The organism is Escherichia sp. KCJ4928 (genome assembly GCF_004352695.1).
GTDB lineage: Bacteria > Pseudomonadota > Gammaproteobacteria > Enterobacterales > Enterobacteriaceae > ECMA0423.
Genome location: NZ_SJWV01000019.1, coordinates 22,396 through 43,364, shown reverse-complemented (window position 1 = coordinate 43,364; position 20,969 = coordinate 22,396). Strand labels below are relative to the sequence as shown.

Genomic DNA, 20,969 nt, shown 5'->3' with positions numbered 1-20,969 from the left:
GCCTATTACCCAGATCAGGAATGGCATATCATGATTGCGGCGAGAGCAGGATTGAATGTTCTGAAAATGAAAAACAACACGAAATCCGTATTTTTATAAATTCCATGGATATTAGTGCGTTATATTTTTTGACAGGTTAATAAACGTGATCCACCGCACGCTTTGTCGCCCATCAGGCGGAGCGAATGACTACCCTTAAAGAAAAGCCCGATAATTAGCGACGAATTTCGGAGGTTGGATCCTTATGCTCAATCAGAAAATTCAAAACCCTAATCCAGACGAACTGATGATCGAAGTCGATCTCTGCTATGAGCTGGACCCGTATGAATTAAAACTGGATGAGATGATCGAGGCAGAACCGGAACCCGAGATGATTGAAGGGCTGCCCGCCTCTGATGCGCTGACGCCTGCCGATCGCTATCTCGAACTGTTCGAGCATGTTCAGTCGGCGAAAATTTTCCCCGACAGTAAAACCTTTCCCGACTGCGCACCCAAAATGGACCCGCTGGATATTTTAATCCGCTACCGTAAAGTGCGCCGTCATCGTGATTTTGACTTGCGCAAGTTTGTTGAAAATCACTTCTGGCTGCCGGAGGTCTACTCCAGCGAGTATGTATCGGACCCGCAAAATTCCCTGAAAGAGCATATCGACCAGCTGTGGCCGGTGCTAACCCGCGAACCACAGGATCACATTCCGTGGTCTTCTCTGCTGGCGCTACCGCAGTCATATATTGTCCCGGGCGGCCGTTTTAGCGAAACCTACTATTGGGATTCCTATTTCACCATGCTGGGGCTGGCGGAAAGTGGTCGGGAAGATTTGCTGAAATGCATGGCCGATAACTTCGCCTGGATGATCGAAAACTATGGTCACATCCCCAACGGCAACCGCACCTATTATTTGAGCCGATCGCAACCACCGGTTTTTGCGCTGATGGTGGAGTTGTTTGAAGAAGATGGTGTACGCGGTGCGCGCCGCTATCTCGACCACCTTAAAATGGAATATGCCTTCTGGATGGACGGTGCAGAATCGTTGATCCCTAATCAGGCCTATCGCCATGTTGTGCGGATGCCGGACGGATCGCTGCTCAACCGTTATTGGGACGATCGCGACACGCCGCGTGACGAATCCTGGCTTGAGGACGTTGAAACCGCGAAACATTCTGGTCGCCCGCCCAACGAGGTGTACCGCGATTTACGCGCGGGAGCGGCCTCAGGTTGGGATTACTCTTCCCGTTGGCTGCGTGATACTGGTCGTCTGGCGAGCATTCGTACCACCCAGTTCATCCCCATCGATCTGAATGCCTTCCTGTTTAAACTGGAGAGCGCCATCGCCAACATCTCGGCGCTGAAAGGCGAGAAAGAGACAGAAGCGCTGTTCCGCCAGAAGGCCAGTGCCCGTCGCGATGCGGTAAACCGTTACCTCTGGGATGATGAAAACGGCATCTACCGCGATTACGACTGGCGACGCGAACAACTGGCACTGTTTTCCGCTGCCGCCATTGTGCCGCTCTATGTCGGCATGGCGAACCATGAACAGGCCGATCGTCTGGCAAACGCCGTACGCAGCCGGTTACTGACACCTGGCGGGATTCTGGCAAGCGAGTACGAAACCGGTGAACAGTGGGATAAACCCAATGGCTGGGCACCGTTACAATGGATGGCAATTCAGGGATTTAAAATGTATGGCGATGACCTTCTGGGTGATGAAATCGCGCGCAGCTGGCTGAAAACGGTGAATCAGTTCTATCTGGAACAGCACAAAATGATCGAGAAATACCATATTGCCGATGGTGTTCCCCGCGAAGGCGGCGGTGGCGAGTATCCGTTGCAGGATGGGTTTGGCTGGACTAACGGTGTGGTACGCCGTTTAATTGGTTTGTACGGCGAACCATAATATTTTTACAGCCAGCCGCTAACTTCCTGCTGGCTGTAAAATTATCCTCTTCAGGAGGAGATATTTAACATCATTGCCGCCTGGGTGCGATTTTTCACTTCCAGACGGCGATACAGGGATTCCAGATGCGCTTTTACCGTTCCGGTACTGATATTCAGCGCTCTGCCGATCTCCTTATTTGATTCGCCCGCCGCTAACATGGTTAAAATCTCCCGCTGGCGGGCGCTTAACGATTTGAGATCTTTAATGTCCTTTTCCGGCGTCGTCCGCCAGTCTCCAGGCAGAAACATCATCCCCATCGCCGCACTATTTACCGCCAACGCAAATGTCTCGACGGTTGAATCACGAGGCACAATGGCCAGCACATTAAAATGAATAACTTCCTGTAACCACCGTTTATTGCAATCCGTCGCCGTGATTAACACCTTAACCTCAGGAAACTGCACCACGGTTTTTTGCAGCAACCAGTAGCAAAACTCACCATCCTGATCGCCATCGAGCATAACTAAGGCTTCAGGGTAACTTTCCAGCTTTTGCCATAACTCGTCTGCCTGACTGGCCCCCTGAATACTCACTCCTGGAATACGCTGCTGTAAACTGATTTTCATTCCATGAATAAATATTGACTGCCTGTCAAACATGACTATTTGCATAACTGAATCTCCACCTGAATACGTTAAAAAGACTTAAGTAGTGGAAGGGTATTACCCGCGAGAAAAAATAAGAATTCGCCATTTGGCGGTGGCCATTCTACAGAGATGACGCGTAGAAAATAGTTACCGATATAAATAGTTACAGCTAAACGCCTGAAATTACATGTCGAGGGCACTATTTAAAACAATTTTGAGGATTTCCTTATATTGGTGGTTAGTACGCATGCAATTAAAAATGAAACTCCGCGACCACAAGCAAAAATAACAAACGGCAATGAGACAAAAATAAGCACAAATAGCCAACACGTCCTCTATTCACTTTAAAGGGAATCGCTGAAAAATACGCTCTGTTTAGGGGGATTCACCTTTCTCAGAAAGCTATTCCGCCCTTTTCCTGCTGAGAAATCGCCACATTCGTCATGACAACATTGTGAAACCCGGCATTAGATGTTAGAAAAAACAATAAACAATGCGATATGCGCGTTACTGTTTCGCTGTGAACAACAATCGGTCAAAGAAATGGATAAAATTCACGCAATGCAGTTGTTCATCAAAGTCGCGGAGCTGGAAAGTTTTTCCCGCGCGGCGGATTTCTTTGCTTTGCCAAAAGGAAGTGTTTCGCGCCAGATACAGGCACTGGAACATCAACTTGGCACCCAGCTTCTCCAGCGCACCACGCGACGGGTCAAACTCACGCCAGAAGGCATGACCTATTATCAACGAGCAAAAGATGTGTTGAGTAATCTCAGCGAACTGGACGGTCTGTTTCAACAGGATGCCACCAGTATCAGCGGTAAATTACGCATCGACATCCCGCCAGGAATCGCGAAAAGCCTGTTACTGCCGCGCCTGTCGGAATTTCTCTATCTGCATCCGGGAATTGAGCTGGAACTGAGTAGCCATGACCGTCCGGTAGATATTCTTCATGATGGTTTTGATTGCGTGATACGCACTGGCGCGTTACCGGAAGATGGCGTTATCGCCCGTCCCCTCGGCAAACTGACCATGGTCAACTGTGCCAGTCCGCACTATCTGACGCGCTTTGGTTATCCGCAAAGCCCCGATGATCTGACTTCACACGCAATAGTGCGTTATACACCGCACCTGGGTGTACATCCGTTAGGTTTTGAGGTTGCCAGCGTTAATGGCGTCCAGTGGTTTAAGTCTGGCGGCATGTTGACGGTAAACAGTAGCGAAAACTATCTCGCCGCCGGTCTTGCCGGTCTGGGGATTATTCAGATCCCGCGCATTGCCGTGCGCGAAGCCCTGCGTGCCGGGCGGCTTATTGAAGTGTTGCCAGGCTACCGTGCCGAGCCGCTCTCCCTTTCGCTGGTTTACCCGCAGCGTCGGGAGCTTTCCCGGCGTGTAAACCTGTTTATGCAGTGGCTGGCTGGCGTAATGAAAGAGCACCTGGACTGACCGACTATACTTTTTAAGAATGACCACGACAGAAGGACAAAAGAGCGGATGACGCAGGAAAACGAGATCAAACGTCCCACCCAGGATCTGGAGCACGAGCCGATTAAGCAGTTGGATAATAGCGAGAAAGGCGGCAAAGTTAGCCAGGCGCTGGAAACCGTCACCACCACTGCCGAAAAAGTCCAACGCCAACCGGTTATTGCGCACCTGATTCGCGCGACAGAACGCTTTAACGATCGGCTGGGTAACCAGTTTGGTGCGGCTATCACCTATTTCTCATTTTTATCGATGATCCCGATTTTGATGGTGTCGTTTGCCGCAGGGGGCTTTGTGCTGGCCTCCCATCCGATGTTGCTACAGGATATCTTCGACAAAATTCTGCAAAACATCAGCGATCCGACGCTAGCCGCCACGTTGAAAAACACCATCAACACCGCCGTTCAGCAGCGTACGACTGTAGGGCTTGTCGGCCTGGCGGTGGCGCTTTATTCCGGCATCAACTGGATGGGTAACCTGCGTGAAGCGATTCGTGCCCAGTCGCGCGATGTCTGGGAACGCTCGCCGCAAGATCAGGAGAAGTTCTGGGTAAAATATCTGCGTGATTTTATTTCGCTGATTGGTTTGTTGATTGCGCTGATTGTGACGCTTTCGATCACCTCGGTTGCCGGTTCGGCGCAGCAAATGATTATTAGCGCCCTGCACCTGAACAGCATTGAGTGGCTGAAACCGACGTGGCGGTTGATTGGCCTGGCGATTTCCATCTTCGCCAACTATCTGCTTTTCTTCTGGATCTTCTGGCGGTTACCGCGCCACCGTCCGCGCAAAAAAGCCCTGATTCGCGGAACATTTCTGGCTGCTATTGGTTTTGAAGTGATTAAAATCGTGATGACCTACACCCTGCCATCGCTGATGAAATCCCCCTCTGGCGCAGCATTTGGTTCCGTGCTGGGGCTGATGGCATTTTTCTACTTCTTCGCCCGTTTGACGCTGTTTTGCGCGGCGTGGATTGCCACCGCCGAATATAAAGACGACCCGCGAATGCCAGGGAAAACGCAGCCTTAAAATAGGCCGGATGCGGCGTAAACGCCTTATCCGGCATACGATTTTATTCGGCCTGGCTCCCCGTAGGCCGGATAAGATGCGCCAGCATCGCATCCGGCTATAATGCGCACATAACCTCTTGAAACTCTTCCCCAGAGCCTCTTCAGCCATCTATTTGGGAGCAAACAATTTCATTCCAACTCATAACCCCAGCATATAAATCCAGTTGGTAACTTTTATTTAACCTGAAACCAGTTTTATCCACTATTTATAAAATTATGTGAAGCATTTCATAGAAGAAAAATCACTGGCCTAAACATTATCCCCTTTTTGCCTGGTTTTTGACCATTTCCGCGATTTGTTACACATTGAAATATCACTTTTGCTGTGCGTAATATGGCTATTCGTTAGCCAAAAAATAAGAAAAGATTATGCAAGCAACAGCCACAACACTCGACCACGAGCAAGAATACACGCCGATCAACTCGCGTAATAAAGTCCTTGTCGCCTCTCTCATTGGCACGGCCATTGAGTTCTTCGACTTTTACATTTACGCCACTGCGGCCGTTATTGTGTTTCCGCATATCTTCTTCCCGCAGGGCGATCCAACGGCAGCAACGCTACAGTCGCTCGCCACCTTCGCCATCGCCTTCGTCGCGCGCCCCATTGGCTCTGCCGTTTTTGGTCATTTTGGCGATCGCGTTGGGCGTAAAGCGACGCTGGTCGCCTCGTTGCTAACGATGGGGATTTCGACCGTGGTGATTGGTCTGCTGCCGGGCTATGCCACGATTGGTATTTTCGCCCCACTGCTGCTGGCGCTGGCTCGATTTGGTCAGGGTCTGGGCTTAGGCGGTGAATGGGGCGGCGCGGCGCTGCTGGCGACTGAAAACGCCCCACCGCGCAAACGTGCACTGTATGGCTCCTTCCCACAGCTGGGCGCACCGATTGGCTTCTTCTTTGCCAACGGCACTTTCTTGCTGCTTTCCTGGCTACTGACCGATGAGCAGTTTATGAGCTGGGGCTGGCGTGTGCCATTTATCTTCTCGGCGGTGCTGGTCATTATCGGCCTGTATGTTCGCGTGTCGCTGCATGAGTCGCCGGTGTTTGAGAAAGTCGCTAAAGCGAAAAAACAGGTGAAGATCCCGCTGGGTACGCTGCTGACCAAACATGTTCGCGTAACCGTACTGGGTACGTTCATCATGCTGGCAACATATACGCTGTTTTACATCATGACGGTCTACTCTATGACCTTCAGTACCGCCGCCGCGCCAGTTGGGCTTGGCCTGCCACGTAACGAAGTGTTGTGGATGCTGATGATGGCAGTTATTGGTTTTGGCGTGATGGTGCCAGTCGCCGGATTACTGGCTGATGCCTTTGGTCGCCGTAAAAGCATGGTAATTATCACCACGCTGATCATCCTGTTCGCGCTGTTCGCCTTTAACCCGCTGCTCGGTTCTGGCAACCCGATTCTGGTTTTTGCCTTCCTGCTGCTGGGGTTAAGTCTGATGGGGCTGACCTTCGGGCCGATGGGCGCGCTGTTACCAGAGCTGTTCCCAACAGAAGTGCGTTACACCGGAGCATCGTTCTCTTACAACGTAGCGTCGATTCTCGGGGCTTCCGTTGCGCCGTATATCGCAGCCTGGTTGCAGACTAACTACGGGTTAGGTGCGGTGGGGTTATATCTGGCGGCGATGGCTGGCTTGACGTTAATCGCCCTGCTGCTGACCCATGAGACGCGACATCAGTCGTTGTAAGTATCGTGTGGGCAGCCACCCTCACCCCAGCCCTCTCCCTGAAAGGGAGAGGGAGAAAAGCGGAGCGAGATGTTATATCGCGAACATAACAGCCCTCCCCCAGAAAGTGAACGGAAAAGCGGTACTCGTTGTTTCAACACGCACAAAACAGTCCCCTCGCCCCTTTGGGGAGAGGGTTAGGGTGAGGGGAACACGCTGCTCCCGAACTCACCAGCAAACACAATCCAACCTCATCACTTCTTCATCTGCGACAATATCGTCCGACACTGATTAGCCTCCCCTTCGGAAGGTGAGATCAGTGCCAGTAACGCCGCCGCCGGTGTTACCAGCGTTGCCAGTGCCGCAGCAACAGCACCACGGGCAATCAACGGCCCGGCTTTCACCCCAGCCTGCGGATTTTTAAACGTCCCACGCACATACAGCGGCGAACGCAGTGTGATAATCCGAATCCCTTTACTCTCCGGATCAATAGTCAAATCCAGCTGTTCCGAAGCAAAACTTGCCGTGCCGGTAACATTAATCAACGCGTTCTCAGTATCGAAAGCAAAAATCTGCGGGCGCGCCACGCCGTTGGCAATATTCAGATTCGCCGCCGCGCAGTTCACCCGCACCTCATCGTCACCAAATATCGCACCGACAATGTAGTTGCCGACATTCAGCCCAACAATCTCCATCAGGTTGCGGCTCACCAGCCCGTCATTCATCAACAGTTTCAGGTTGCCGTTACTGTTGCCTAAAAGTGCCGCCACCGAGTTACCGCTACCGCGTAGTTCCGCGTCACCGTTCATTTCCCCCAGCGTCTTCTGCATCAGTTCCACATCGGGCATCAGTTCTTTCAGTTTCAGTCGACGAGCCTGAATATCTGCCCGCCCCTGCATCGGCTTTTTATCGCCTTCCAGATGAATATTCGCCGCAATGCTGCCGCCCGCCATGCCAAATTTCAGCGGTTGCAGGCGCAGGTCAGCATTTTTGAGGATGATATGAGTAGAAAGATCGCTAATCGGCAGGCTACTGCCATGCTCAATGCGCCGCCCTTTGAAGCGAACATCGGCATCCATAACGTCCCATTTATCGGTTTCGAAGCGGTCATAAGGCAGCACTTTGCCCGCAGGCTGAACGCTTTTTTCGCCCTTCTTCTGTTCAGACCGTTTCGACTTTTCTGCCCCTTTCCCGGAGTCAACGCCAATTAACGGTCCCAGGTCCGCCAGCCGCAATTGCCGCGACTCGACATCACCTTCCAGTTTTGGTCGTGGCTTTCCGGTGGTGTAGACCAGAGAACCGTGGATATCGCTATCGCCAATTCGCCCATTAAAACCGCGATAATCAAAGACCGACGATTTTTCAGTGTCGATTTTCGCTACCAGCCGACCATCCGTTTCAAACGGCGGGGTATCGGGCAGCAGAACGCCCGTCAGTTCATAGAGATCACCCAGTGAATCGCCAGAAAATTTAAGCCGTAAATCGACACCGCCCATCTTCATTGGGTCATTCACGACGCCATCAAAAGCAACACGGGTGTTACCAGAGCGGAAATCAGCCTGTACCGGAAACGGCGTCCCTTCGCCACGCAGCGCCAGCATACCGCCTATTTTTCCCGTACCCGTGAGCGGTTCACCGTTATAACGTCCCTGCGCCTTCAGGCCAAAAACGTAATCGCCCACCTTTTCTTTATCCGCTTTACCTTTCGATCCAGTAACTTCGCTGAACGGCAGCGGCTTGCCTAACGGATCAACAAAAATCTCCAGATCCGCTTTGCTTACTTTGTCATCAATGGCGATCCGCCCTTGATCGAAAAGAATATTATCCAGCCGAAACGACCATGCCGACGGCTTTGCATTCGCGTCTTTGTTATCATCGTTGGCGAGATTAAACGTCCAGTTATTGTTCTTTTCGGAGAGGCGAATCAGGCGCGCGTCGGGCTTTTCGAGCTTGATCCACGGCAGCCAGACCGTTTTGGTCAGCAGCGCCAGCGGGGCCAGCGTTGCCTCTACGCGTGGCAAATGCACCATCGTGACTTCGGGAATATCCGGTGGATTGCCAAGAATGATGTCTTCCGCGTGTACATGGGGCCACGGCACCCAGCTGCGCCAGCCAGTTTCTTGTTTTTGCCGCTCCCACACCACGCCCAGATCGCCACGGATAGCGAACGGACGATTCAACTCCGCAGAGACTTTCTGGTTGATGGTCGGTTTGAGTCGATTCCAGTCAAAAGTTGCAATCAAAATGATCGCCACGACAATCAACAACAAGAAAGCCCCTGAAATCGCAGCGGTTATTTTGCCTGCCTTGCTCATCGTTCGCTTCCTCATATTCTTCCTGTGCCAGTCCTAAAGATAGTCCAGCCAGGCGGAAAATGAGGCAGCTTATAGCGCCAGAACCGCCGTATTCAGCGTTTCTATCGGTGCCGGGCGTGAAAGAAACCAGCCTTGTGCGGCGAATGCGGGCGAGTTCTGAACATCACGCCACTCTTCCGGTGTTTCTACGCCCTCGACAATCACCCCGCGACAATAGCGATTCATTAGATGTAAAAGCTGAGAAAAGAGTGTGCGGCCTTCCGGCGACTGACGCAGCATCACGAACAGCTCTCGCGCGATTTTGATGTAGTCATAACGCACTTCACTTAGCGCAGAGAAATTTGCCATCCCGGTGCCAAAATCATCCAGCCACAGCGGGCCAAATTCACACATCGAGGCAAAGGTTGAATCTTTCGGCAGGCGGATGTGTTCCACCAGTTCGAAACGCAGCCAGGGAAGACGCTCAATCTGGCGCAGGATTTTTGGTTGCTGACGCAGGGCGATGAGCGTAGGGCCATCAATATTGACCGATGCCAGCAGGCCGTGCTCTATAAAGAAGTCGGCTTTTTGCGCCAACAAATCAATCTGCTCTTTCACAACCTCCATCCGATGGCTGACGGTGATTTCAGTAAAATAGCGATCCGGCGGCAGGCGTTGCGAAGGGTTCAAGGGATGCGTGACCACCGTTAATAGCTCCACGGCCATTAACCGCCCGCATGTTTGATAGATCGGCTGCCAGGTGTAAGCACGCTCACACTGCAACCAAAAACGCCGTTCCTGCAAGCTCTCGATGCTTGCTTCAGGGTTGCTTATTCGCTGGATAACCTGCCTTATCATCAAAGATGTCCTGTGTTTAAAAGTGATGCTGCCCGGACTCGACAAAGATTATCGGCGCGTAAGGGCAGAACTTTACCGCCTGGCCGGGGTAAATTTCCTCACTCCACAACGGAATCTTTCAGGAATACGTCCTGGCTCAAAAAAATAATGGAACACTGTTTTAATATGGTTGACCAGCAAACCACCACAGCGCAAACTAACGCTAATTTTTTACAGATCAGGTTCACGACTATGTCCAAAAAGATTGCCGTGATTGGCGAATGCATGATTGAGCTTTCCGAGAAAGGCGCGGACGTTAAGCGCGGTTTCGGCGGCGATACCCTGAACACTTCCGTCTATATCGCCCGTCAGGTCGATCCTGCGGCATTAACCGTTCATTACGTAACGGCGCTGGGAACGGACAGTTTTAGCCAGCAAATGCTGGACGCCTGGCACGGCGAGAACGTTGATACTTCCCTAACCCAACGGATGGAAAACCGTCTGCCGGGCCTTTACTACATTGAAACCGACAGCACCGGCGAACGTACGTTCTACTACTGGCGTAACGAAGCCGCGGCAAAATTCTGGCTGGAGAGCGAGCAGTCTGCGGCGATTTGCGAAGAGCTGGCGAATTTCGATTATCTCTACCTGAGCGGGATTAGCCTGGCGATCTTAAGCCCGACCAGCCGCGAGAAACTGCTTTCCCTGCTGCGCGAATGCCGCGCCAACGGCGGAAAAGTGATTTTCGACAATAACTATCGTCCGCGCCTGTGGGCCAGCAAAGAAGAGACACAGCAGGTGTACCAGCAAATGCTGGAATGCACGGATATCGCCTTCCTGACGCTGGACGACGAAGACGCGCTGTGGGGTCAACAGCCGGTGGAAGACGTCATTGCGCGCACCCATAACGCGGGCGTGAAAGAAGTGGTGGTGAAACGCGGGGCGGATTCTTGCCTGGTGTCCATTGCTGGCGAAGGGTTAGTGGATGTTCCGGCGGTGAAACTGCCGAAAGAAAAAGTGATCGATACCACCGCAGCTGGCGACTCTTTCAGCGCCGGTTATCTGGCGGTACGTTTGACGGGCGGCAGTGCGGAAAACGCGGCGAAACGCGGGCACCTGACCGCAAGTACCGTTATTCAGTATCGCGGCGCGATTATCCCGCGTGAGGCGATGCCAGCGTAAACGCAGCATATGCAAAAGGCTGGATAAAGTGTTACCCCTCTATCCAGCTCATCCATAAATACCTGATGGTTGTGCTAACTCATCACCATCAGGCATTACTGTGCAGGTGGAATATCCGTCACTTCAGGATGTACGTCATCCGTGGCGACAGAGGTGGCGGCAGCAGCAGTCGATGGGGCCATGATTTGATCCCAGGCCGCCTGCAACGCTTTCATGTTAAATTCCGGCTCGCCTTTCGGCTGCAGCAGTATTAACGCCATATCATTCGACAACTGCTGACGCAGATCCTGATTTAACATCTCCACCGTCAGGCTGTTAAGGAAATCCTGCCGCAGTTTCTGATACTGCTCCGGCGCGATATCGACGACCTGATTTTGCAACGAACGCATCCGCTGACCCATCAGAATATCGGTATCAGCCCGCGCATAGGCGGCAAACAGTTTCTGCAGCTCCAGTTTCTTTTGCGCCACTAACGCATTGAACTCTTCTTCCGGCAGACCTTTATCGCGAACCTTCGCCAGTTCACGCGCCACCAGATTAAGGTTGCTGTTCAGCTTGTCGTTTGGTGATTCGATGTTGATGGCACACTGCGCACGCAGATACAGCACACGGCAGTCAAATCCAAGACCGATGTCTTTGCTGTTACTGGCGCTTAACGCTTGCTGAACATGCCAGAACAGCGCCTCGCGGGCCAGGTCCGCACGCCAGTAGCGCAGCAGTGCGGCTGATTCACGAATCGGCTGCCACGGCGTATCCCACATGATAGATAACCGGTCCTGACGCACCGCGTCAGTCATAATACTCACCGCTTCCGCACGCAGCGGAGAAAGCGTCGGCACCGGAGCTGGCGTTTCACGTTTGCCTTTCAGTTCGCCAAACGTTTTGTTGATTTGGTCGACAACCGAGCGCGCATCCACGTTTCCCACCACCAGTAGCGTCATTGCATCCGGGGTGTACCATTTCTGATAGAAATCTTTAATTTTTTCCGCTTCAACGGGTTGTTTCAGCGGATCGGCAGGATCGTGACCTAACAAGGTTGATCCTTTCAGACGATAACGCCACCAGCCCTCTTTAGTATCGGCAGGCCAGGTTGCCACCATGTCCTGACTTTGCAGCGCGTGGTTGATGGTTTCTGGCGTGATAGTCAGTTTGCCAGTGGCATTTGCCAGGTAAGAGAGCGCCTCTTTCAGCAAATCGTTACGGTTATTGGGCAAACTCAGATTAAACAGCGTAGTGTCATACGAGACAATTACCGGCGGCATCGGGCGTTTAGGGTCGATCCCCTGCTGCCACAATGAACGCGCCTGTGCTGCGTCAAGGCCACCGCTTTGCGTTAGCGCAATACGAGGGATGGCGTGACTGTAACCGCTCTGTTGTGTACTTTCGGCGAGCGAACCGGTATTAACCAGCAGGCGAATTTCAACACGATCGCTGGGACGCTGGGGGGTGGTCAGCACTTGCCACTGTAAACCGTTGGAAAGCGTCCCCTGTTGCCATGCTGGATCAGGCTGGAGCGCATCTGCCTGCACATAGCCAGCAGTGGCCATCATCAGCAAACCGCCCGCTAAAAGTCGAATTTTTGTGCCCTGCATGTGAACCCCTGATCAACTATCCTGGTAATAAAAAAACTGCCCGTTGTCGGTCAGTCTAAATGACGTTAAAAACACTTCGTGTTAGACCGCAAGAACATGAAAATGTCACGGAAGAAGTGAAATAAACCTGAACTCACCCAGGTGGTAAGTTCAGGCACAGGGGTCAATTATGCGCAAACACCCGCACTCGGGGAAGGGAGTGCGGGCATAAGTGATGAGATTAAGAGGATAATTCGTGCGTTTTGCCATCCGGCGCACGATTATTCAGCACATCGTCCAGTTTTTTGTGGTCCAGTTCTTTCACCCACTTAGCAACGACAATGGTCGCTACGCCGTTACCGACCAGGTTAGTCAGCGCACGAGCTTCTGACATAAAGCGGTCGATACCGAGGATCAGCGCCAGACCCGCTACCGGCAAATGGCCCACCGCAGAGAGCGTCGCCGCCAGCACGATAAAGCCACTACCCGTTACCCCTGCCGCCCCTTTAGAAGAAAGCAGCAACACGATTAACAGCGTGATTTGGTGGACGATATCCATCTGACTGTTAGTGGCCTGGGCGATAAACACCGCCGCCATTGTCAGGTATATCGATGTGCCATCAAGGTTAAACGAGTAGCCTGTCGGGATGACCAGCCCCACCACCGATTTACGGCAGCCGAGTTTCTCCATCTTGTCGAGCATACGCGGCAGCGCCGACTCGGAAGATGAAGTCCCCAGTACAATCAGCAGTTCTTCACGGATGTAGCGGATAAATTTGAAGATACTGAAACCAGTCGCTTTAGCGATTGAACCCAATACCAGCACCACAAACAGGATACAGGTAATGTAGAAACAGATAATCAGCTGCCCCAGTTGCACCAGTGTGCCGACGCCGTATTTACCGATGGTAAACGCCATTGCCCCGAACGCACCAATAGGCGCCAGACGCATGATCATATTGATGATGCCGAAGATGACCTGCGAGAAACTTTCGATGACGTTAAAAATCAGTTGGCCTTTGCTGCCCAGACGGTGGAGCGCAAAACCAAACAGTACGGCAAACAGCAGCACCTGCAGAATGTTACCGCTGGCAAATGCGCCAATGACGCTCGCCGGGATGACATCCATAATGAAGGCGACAATGCCCTGGTCTTTCGCCTGATCGGCGTAAACCGCTACCGCTTTCGCATCAAGCGTTGCCGGATCGACGTTCATTCCGGCACCAGGCTGCACGACGTTAACGATGATAAGACCAATAATCAGCGCGATGCTACTGACAATTTCAAAGTAAAGCAGTGCGACTGCGCCGGTACGACCGACCGCCTTCATGCTTTCCATGCCCGCAATGCCCGTTACGACGGTACAAAAGATGACAGGAGCGATGATCATCTTAATGAGCTTAACGAAGCCGTCGCCAAGCGGTTTCATTTGCTCGCCTATTTCAGGATAGAAATGGCCAAGGAGAATACCAATGGCTATCGCTGTCAGGACCTGAAAGTAAAGGCTTTTAAACAGAGAGGTTTTCATAGGGTGTCCTTTAGTAAAACCACAGGTCTTGTAAGGTTATGGGGTACCTGCGGCCTTAAAATAACACCCAGACAACATCACAGAAATGTACCTGGATCATAATTGAAACAAAAAGGTTAAAAAGTTTGAGCTGGCTCGCACAAACCAGCACTTTTTAAAGTTTTGTAATCAGTTTGGGGTAGCTACTTTTCTTCCAGGTAACTCTCTTCGAAGATTTCAATAGGGAGTGGGCGAGCAAAAAGGAAGCCCTGGGCAATACCAACGCCCGCTTTTGCCAGCCAGTCGCGTTGTGCTTCAGTCTCCACGCCTTCGGCAATCATTTGTAAGTTCAGGCTCTGCGCCAGCATGATAATTGCAGCAATCATGCTGCTATCTTCCGGCAAGCCTTCAACAAACATTTTGTCGATTTTCAGTACGTCGATTGGCAACGATTTCATATGCTGCAGCTGACGCAGCCCTGCGTAGCCCATGCCGAAATCATCCAGCGCCACCCGAACTCCGGCATTGCGCAGCGGACGGAGGATTGCCACCGCAGCATGAGGGTCGTCAATACGTCGGCTTTCTGTCACTTCCAGAATCAGTGTTCCCGGCTGAATGCGATAGCGGGTTAACAGTTCCAGCATATCCGCCACCATATTTGGGTGCATCAGTTGCAGCGCAGAGAGGTTTACCGACAAGGGCAGCATAATGCCGCGCTCTTGCCAGGCTGCAAGCAATCGACAGGACTCTTCCAGCACCCAGTGACCGACGGTAACCATCAGCCCACAGCACTCAATGCGATCGATTAAGCCATCCGGCAGGTCCCAACTGCCATCCGGTTGCTGGATACGCAGTAACACTTCCGCACTGACCAGTTTTCCGCTGGTCATCTCGACCTGTGGCTGTAACCAAATAGCAAACTGATGATTTTCCAGTGCATTAAGGATATCGCTCTCTTCCGTCAACCGCTTCTGGGCGGCTTCCATCTGCTGCGGATCAAAGAACTGAATCTGATTCTTGCCTTTATGGCGAGCGGTAAATGCCGCAGAAATAGCGCGACTGTAAAGCTGTTCGGCGGTGAGATCGCCGTAGAACATCGCCACGCCAATGCTACAGTGCGGACGGAGTTGAATACGTTCAATCGGCAGGCGCTCGCTCATGATAGTGAGCACTTGCTGACCTAAGGTGATTGCGTGCCACGGTTCCTGTACACCGTTGGCAATGACAGCAAAGTCATAACCGCTAATCTGCGCGAGGATCATACGTGGCGACAGTACCGATTTGAGTTTTTCCACCAGCGTCAGCAGCAGAATTTCTCGTTGCGCCTCTTTCAGCACGCCCGCAGTATCACGCAGGGTTTCACAGGTGATGATCATCAGCGCGGTGGTTTGTTTACGCGCGACAACCTGCTCCAGCATCTCCATCAGCAAGGCTTTGTTCGGCAAATCCGACACCGGGAAGCGCATCGCATTTTCGTTCTGTTCTTCATAATGGCGCTGCAGCAATTGCTGGTTGAGGTTGTAACTGCGCACCAACATACCGATTTCATCGTCCTGATGCAGACGCGGTAATGCCAGTTGGTGACCAACAAGCTCCTGGGCTGGGATGGCGTTAAGTTCGCGAGCAATATTGCGTAACGGATGCAAAATCAGGCGGTTAATGCACCAGCTAATCGCCACCGTCAATATTAACGACAAAAGTAAGTAAATGGTCACTAACGTTGAGAGGGTGCTCATCACGAACTTATACATACGGAAGGAATCCGCCTGTAGCACCAGATAGGCAATTGGCTGCGGATTTGCCGGACGTTCGAGCGAGTAGACGCCCAGCGAGATTTGAACCGGTAGCTCAAACAGGCGAGTAACCATTACCGGCACCGGACGCTCTGGAATAAAACTTTTACGCAGCGCCTGGAACTGGTTAGGCAGCACTACATCGGCACGGCTGACCACGCCTGCCGGTTTAATGCTGGCAAGAATAGCTTCCGCTTCGGGAATATCGCCTTTCAAAATAGCTGAAGATAAGGGTTCGCGGACAGAGCGAGCAATGCTTTCCAGTTGCGTAGCCGTGTTATAGCGATTCTGCTGGACCAGATGGAACAGCAAAACGGTGCAAAAAATAAAAACGAACACCAGGACAACGGCTGCCACCATTGCCATCTGCTTGATTGTTAACGAGCGACTTACGCGCAAATTGTCTCCCCCCGGAAATCCCAGATTGCCGCCCGAGTATACCCGATCGCAGCGGCATTAAGAGAGGCGCTATCTGAAAACTTACCAGTCGGCGTAAGGTATCAGCGGCTGCGGCGGTAAATCCATGTCACCCTGCCATCCGGCGGCGGAATAACGTACGTAGAGCAGGAAATGGCTGGGTGCGTAATCTTTCGCCTGCTGGATATCAATTGCCGTGCCAACAAACCAGTTGGAAGTAACACGTCGTTCAAGTAATGCCCGCGCCGTGTAGCCGAAGCCCTGACTGCTGCCGCCATCGTTGGATTGCCGCGCAGCTTCTTCCTGCCAGTCGGTCGGGATCAGATTCATCAGCGGATAACGCGGCATGGTTTTGGTGCGTGAATGCGACCACGAGCCAGACGCCCCCAGCTCCCACGACCAGTTTTCCGTGCGCTCCCGCCACATCACCGGTATGGCAAACGACAGGTATTCCTGCGGACTGTAGTAACCGCCCTGACCGAGTGAGTAGCCACTCAGGTCTTTGTCGTAATGCCAGATCATGTTGTTCAGGCCGATTGTGACGCGGCGATTGTTCTGGTTAATGACCTTATAGTAATAGCCCGTCATCCAGCGCACGCGCCAGTTATCTTCGACATTTTTACCGGTTAACTGGTCGCCACTAAGCGATGCCCAGACGCCGTTTGCTTCACCTTTATCGTAGCTCAGACTTAGCCCCACACCGTCGGCACGTACGCCACCCCATTTTTTCCCGGTATTGCTCGGGGAGTCTTTTTGCCCGCCAAAGGCAAGCAAAGAACTGGAGATGGGCCGACGGTGGGCGTTAACGGTGTAACCCAGCGGCCCGATATCATCGCTGTAACTGATGCCGCCGACCACATCCACCACGTTGAAGCCCATCGGCGTGGTGCCGATATCCCAGCTCCAGGTGTCGTTGCGCCAGCCAACCGCCACGCTGGCACCGGAATCCGACTGGCTGCGGTTGCCACTACAGTCGTGCAACGTACAGGTACCCCAGTTGTCATCCCATTTGCCATCGGCATTAGTGGAGAAACTGCCGACGTTCATATTGACGAAATCACTGCGAAAGAACATCCGCCCGTCAGAATACGGCGCATCCACCTGCAACATGGTAGTGTGCGCTTTCAGATCGGAGTAACCACCGGTGCCGCTCGACCCCCAGTAATCGTGCTCGAGGGTGACGTTAAGATCCTGCTGGCGATAGAGGTCCGCCGCATCGCTGCGCACGCCGCGTTTCAGCCAGTCATCTTTCTCGTCGTTACGGGTCAGTCGGGTAAAGGTGTCGTTATCCTGCGGACGCGTCGTAGTCACACCGGATGCGACCATGGCGTCTTTGTAGGTTTCCAGCGCCTGCTTTGGATCGCCCGCCTGCGCTTCAAACTTCGCACCATCACGCAGCACCATCGCGCTTTCCATCGACGGTGGCTGAGATTTTGCCTGCGGGATCAACTTATTAAACGTCCGCTGCGCTGCTGCGGTATCGCCAAGCTGCGCCTGTGCCAGCGCCACGCGCCGCTGTGTGTTCAGCGAGGCGTTATCGGTAGCGGGCAGTTTCGCCAGCTGGCTACGTGCCGCCGCTTTGTCACCGGCAGCAATATCCACTTCCGTCAGACCAAGAATGGCGTCGGCGTTAGCTGGCTCCCGCGTCAGGACATTCTGATATGCAGCGCGGGCGGCGGTGTAATCACGTCGTTGTTGCGCCCAGTCAGCCAGCGTGAGGTCAATACGCGTGGAAGGTGGTTGCTGGCGCAGCATCGCTTCCGCTTCAGCTTCTTTGCCGCTTTCTCGCAGGCGATTAGCGGTTTCCAGCACCTGATCGCTTTGCAGTCGATTAACCAGCTCCTGAATATTGCTGTTCCACTGCGCGCGCGGCAGGCTGTTGATATGCGCCAGCGCCGCTCTGTCCTGGTCATGACCAGAGAGGTACAGCCCGTAAGCGTAAACCTGCTCCGGGTCGTTCGGCTTCTGCTGCGCCAGATTGCGCATTAACATATCGGCCTGGCTGCGTTGTCCGGCCTGCCAGAGATCCTGCGAAAGTCGGTAAGTAATCCATACGCTGCCGGGGTCCAGCGCCAGTCGTTGCCGCTGAAGTGCTGCCGCCTGCGCCCATTTGCCCTGGTTTTCCAGTGCCTCTGCCTGCTGTGCCAGACGGTCGTTTTGCAGGCTGCGTTCGATATCATCAATGCTACGCCGCTGACTGGCAGAGAGCGAGGCGATAAACGCTTCAGCTTTTTCTGGCGATTGCTGGCGGTAAATATTTGCCAGCCCGCGCACGGCGTTAGTGTTGCCGCTGTCCATACGCAAGGTCTGCTGATAATAACGTTCGGCGGCGGGATAATCTTTTCGCGCCATCGCCACATCGCCCAGCCCCAGCACTGCATAACTGTCGGTGTTATCGACATTACGCGCCTGCTGGAACAGGCGTTCTGCCCGGTCAGGATTATTGGCTTTCAGCGCAGCATCGCCCTGCTGGATCGCCAGCCAGTAGCGGTTTACTTTCAGCAGACTGTTCCATTTGTCGTTGTTGCTGCTGTGCGGGTCCAGTGCGAGGGCTTTTTCCAGATTCGCCACTGCATTGGCGCGATCGCCTTTCTGAGAATACGCCTGGCCCAGCGCCCCCAGAGCTTCACTGTCTTTCGGGTTCGCCCGCACCGCCTGTTGTAGTTCGGGAATGGCTTTACCCGCCATACCAGAGTCCACCGCCGCTAAACCTTGCGCACGAGCGCGGAAAGCAGGATCGGCCAGCTGTTTTTGCTGTTCTGCCAGTTGCGATTGCGCAGCCGCCACGCTATCGCCATCACTAAAGATCGAGAGATATTTTTTCAGCGCCGACACACTGGCATCACTGACGGGCATGTCTTTAATCTGCCCGTACCAGATTTTAGAGGCCCCTTCGCGCCCGGCGTTCGATTTTGCCATCTGTTCCAGGACGGCAAAACCTTCGTCACGCCGATCGCTACTAAACAGCAATAGCGCCAGATTGTTTTGCAGGCCCGTATTGCCCGGCGTATCCGCATTAATGCGTTTTAGCTGATTAATCGCTTCGCCACGGCGAGCCGGAATTTTCGCCACCGTACTCCAGTACTCGACGGCAATGTCACCTTCCGGCGGCGCACCGTTGAACAGTTTGTTGTAACTCGCCACAGCTTCTTCTGCATGACCGGTCGTCGCCTGCAATCGTGCCTGTTGCAGTGCCTGACGACCATCCGGCGTGGAAAGTAGCATCGTAGTCCGCGACGATTTATACGCATTTGAACTCGGCGCTAACTGCGACAGCCGATCGAGCTGTTTTTGCGCGCCATCAATATCGCCCTGACGTAACAAAGAACGGAAACGGGCGGCAACGACGTCCGGGTTATTCGGATCAATAAGTTCCAGCCGATATAACGACTGTTGCACCAGATCTTCACGATGGGTCGCTTCGCCTAACCGAACTTGCTCCAGCAACTGTTGCTGAGCGGTTGGTGCTGCCTCGACCATCGGCATGACGGCCAGACCGAGGGAAAGCGTGAATATGTTTAGTGTGAATTTGCGCATTCCTGGCCCCAGTCAGGTAATAACTCACCTTTTGTCGAGAAGCGGAAACGGTGTTGATCCCAGCCTTGTCCAAACAGGGTCAGCACATAGTTGTAATAGGCATCGCTGCCGGGAAAGTTATCGGCCACGCGCTGGCGCTGAACGGCCTGCGCATCGCGGTTTTGTAAAAAGGGCAGCATGGCGGCAGAAAAACCGACCGGTCCTTTACCCTGCGCTTTCCCCGTAGCCACATCCACTTTTTCCGGCGGATAACCGTTTTTCTCAGTGAATGTCGCCATCGGTTTAAACCGGTTGAGCATCCGCGCTTTTTGCGGATCGCTGTCAGGCATCATGCCTACCCACATGTAAACGCGGATAGCGTCGTAGCTGCTGATCAATGTTTTTTCGGCTTTTAGCTGCCAGCCTTTGTCTTTCTCATAGCGCACCCAGTCTGGCGAAAAACCTTTCGGGGCGGTTTCCAGCAATAAACGTTGATTGGTTTCGCGCAGCGTGGTCCACGGCGCGCCAAAGCGGGTGAAATACTGCGCCAGCGTCGGCGGCAGGTAGCTGGGGTTAAAACGCCAGCTGTTATCCTCAGCAAAACCCACTTTGCCCGGTAACAACATGGAACCCAGCCCAGGCACCGTCACCACTTCCTCCCGCGCGATACGTTTTAGCAACGCGCTGCCGATGTCGGTATAACGCTGCTCTTTCCACAAACGCCCCGCCTCCAGCAACGACCAGGCCATCCAGACATCACCATCGGAGGCCGAATTGCTGTCCAGCACTTCCCACTTACTGTTCTCTTTCTTGCCCCACAGCCAGGCGGGCAAACGTTCTTTTAAAGAGCCCTGAGCGAGATTGTTCTGCGTCCAGTCGAGAATATTATCGAAAGCTACACGGTCGTTAGCCGCCAGGGCAAAGAACATACCGTAACTTTGCCCTTCGGAGGTGGTGATTTTGCGCGCGTCGCTGGGGTCGATGACGCGCCCTTCCTGACTGATGTAATCCTTTTTAAACTGCTCCCAGGCAGGCCAGGTACAGGCTGCCTGAACACTAAAGGCAGCCAGCAGCAGCATCGTCACGATTCCACTACGCAACACATTCATCTT

General features: G+C 53.1%; 13 protein-coding genes. 5 read left to right on the top strand and 8 right to left on the bottom strand.

Annotated elements, in window-relative coordinates:
- The first annotated feature begins 244 nt into the window (after positions 1–244).
- A complete protein-coding gene (locus E0D98_RS05250; RefSeq protein WP_000934218.1) occupies positions 245–1,894 on the top strand; it encodes an alpha,alpha-trehalase in 1,650 nt (549 codons plus the stop codon).
- A gap of 50 nt (positions 1,895–1,944) precedes the next feature.
- On the opposite strand, the gene E0D98_RS05245 is transcribed toward E0D98_RS05250, so the two are convergent.
- Complete coding sequence (locus E0D98_RS05245; protein WP_001167676.1) at positions 1,945–2,547, bottom strand: response regulator transcription factor; 603 nt, start codon at positions 2,545–2,547, stop codon at positions 1,945–1,947.
- Between the two features lie 519 nt (positions 2,548–3,066).
- Here E0D98_RS05245 and E0D98_RS05240 point away from each other — a divergent pair.
- The 3 genes from E0D98_RS05240 to E0D98_RS05230 all read left to right on the top strand — a co-directional run bounded on the left by E0D98_RS05240 (position 3,067) and on the right by E0D98_RS05230 (position 6,761).
- Entirely contained in the window at positions 3,067–3,966 is a 900-nt protein-coding gene (locus E0D98_RS05240; protein ID WP_001307449.1) for a LysR family transcriptional regulator, read from the top strand.
- 48 nt (positions 3,967–4,014) lie between these two features.
- Entirely contained in the window at positions 4,015–5,028 is a 1,014-nt protein-coding gene (gene yhjD, locus E0D98_RS05235) for an inner membrane protein YhjD (RefSeq protein ID WP_000191257.1), read from the top strand.
- Positions 5,029–5,438: 410 nt separating this feature from the next.
- Positions 5,439–6,761: an MFS transporter gene (locus E0D98_RS05230; RefSeq protein ID WP_001149003.1), complete on the top strand. Its 1,323-nt coding sequence runs from the start codon at positions 5,439–5,441 to the stop codon at positions 6,759–6,761.
- 233 nt (positions 6,762–6,994) lie between these two features.
- Here the strand turns inward: E0D98_RS05230 and E0D98_RS05225 are convergent, their stop codons facing one another.
- Positions 6,995–9,055 carry an AsmA family protein gene (locus E0D98_RS05225; protein WP_001296794.1) on the bottom strand — a complete coding sequence of 687 codons (2,061 nt, stop codon included), beginning with the start codon at positions 9,053–9,055 and terminating at the stop codon, positions 6,995–6,997.
- Between the two features lie 69 nt (positions 9,056–9,124).
- The gene (pdeH, locus tag E0D98_RS05220; RefSeq protein ID WP_001295219.1) at positions 9,125–9,892 is read right to left on the bottom strand and encodes a cyclic-guanylate-specific phosphodiesterase; all 768 of its coding nucleotides are present in this window, start codon (positions 9,890–9,892) and stop codon (positions 9,125–9,127) included.
- A 231-nt stretch (positions 9,893–10,123) separates the two neighbouring features.
- On the opposite strand from pdeH, the gene kdgK reads away from it, so the two are divergent.
- Positions 10,124–11,053: a 2-dehydro-3-deoxygluconokinase gene (gene kdgK, locus E0D98_RS05215; protein ID WP_001296796.1), complete on the top strand. Its 930-nt coding sequence runs from the start codon at positions 10,124–10,126 to the stop codon at positions 11,051–11,053.
- 95 nt (positions 11,054–11,148) lie between these two features.
- Here kdgK and E0D98_RS05210 read toward each other — a convergent pair whose 3' ends face one another.
- The 5 genes from E0D98_RS05210 to bcsZ all read right to left on the bottom strand — a co-directional run bounded on the left by E0D98_RS05210 (position 11,149) and on the right by bcsZ (position 20,966).
- Entirely contained in the window at positions 11,149–12,645 is a 1,497-nt protein-coding gene (locus tag E0D98_RS05210; protein WP_001163135.1) for a pitrilysin family protein, read from the bottom strand.
- Between the two features lie 220 nt (positions 12,646–12,865).
- Complete coding sequence (dctA, locus tag E0D98_RS05205) at positions 12,866–14,152, bottom strand: C4-dicarboxylate transporter DctC (protein ID WP_050877174.1); 1,287 nt, start codon at positions 14,150–14,152, stop codon at positions 12,866–12,868.
- A 182-nt stretch (positions 14,153–14,334) separates the two neighbouring features.
- The gene (hmsP, locus tag E0D98_RS05200) at positions 14,335–16,323 is read right to left on the bottom strand and encodes a biofilm formation regulator HmsP (RefSeq protein WP_001266306.1); all 1,989 of its coding nucleotides are present in this window, start codon (positions 16,321–16,323) and stop codon (positions 14,335–14,337) included.
- An 81-nt stretch (positions 16,324–16,404) separates the two neighbouring features.
- Positions 16,405–19,878: a cellulose synthase complex outer membrane protein BcsC gene (bcsC, locus tag E0D98_RS05195; protein WP_047089310.1), complete on the bottom strand. Its 3,474-nt coding sequence runs from the start codon at positions 19,876–19,878 to the stop codon at positions 16,405–16,407.
- Positions 19,860–20,966, bottom strand: coding sequence for a cellulose synthase complex periplasmic endoglucanase BcsZ (bcsZ, locus tag E0D98_RS05190; RefSeq protein WP_001307453.1), 1,107 nt, complete (start codon positions 20,964–20,966; stop codon positions 19,860–19,862). The genes bcsC and bcsZ overlap by 19 nt, the downstream gene beginning before the upstream one ends.
- Positions 20,967–20,969: the final 3 nt, after the last annotated feature.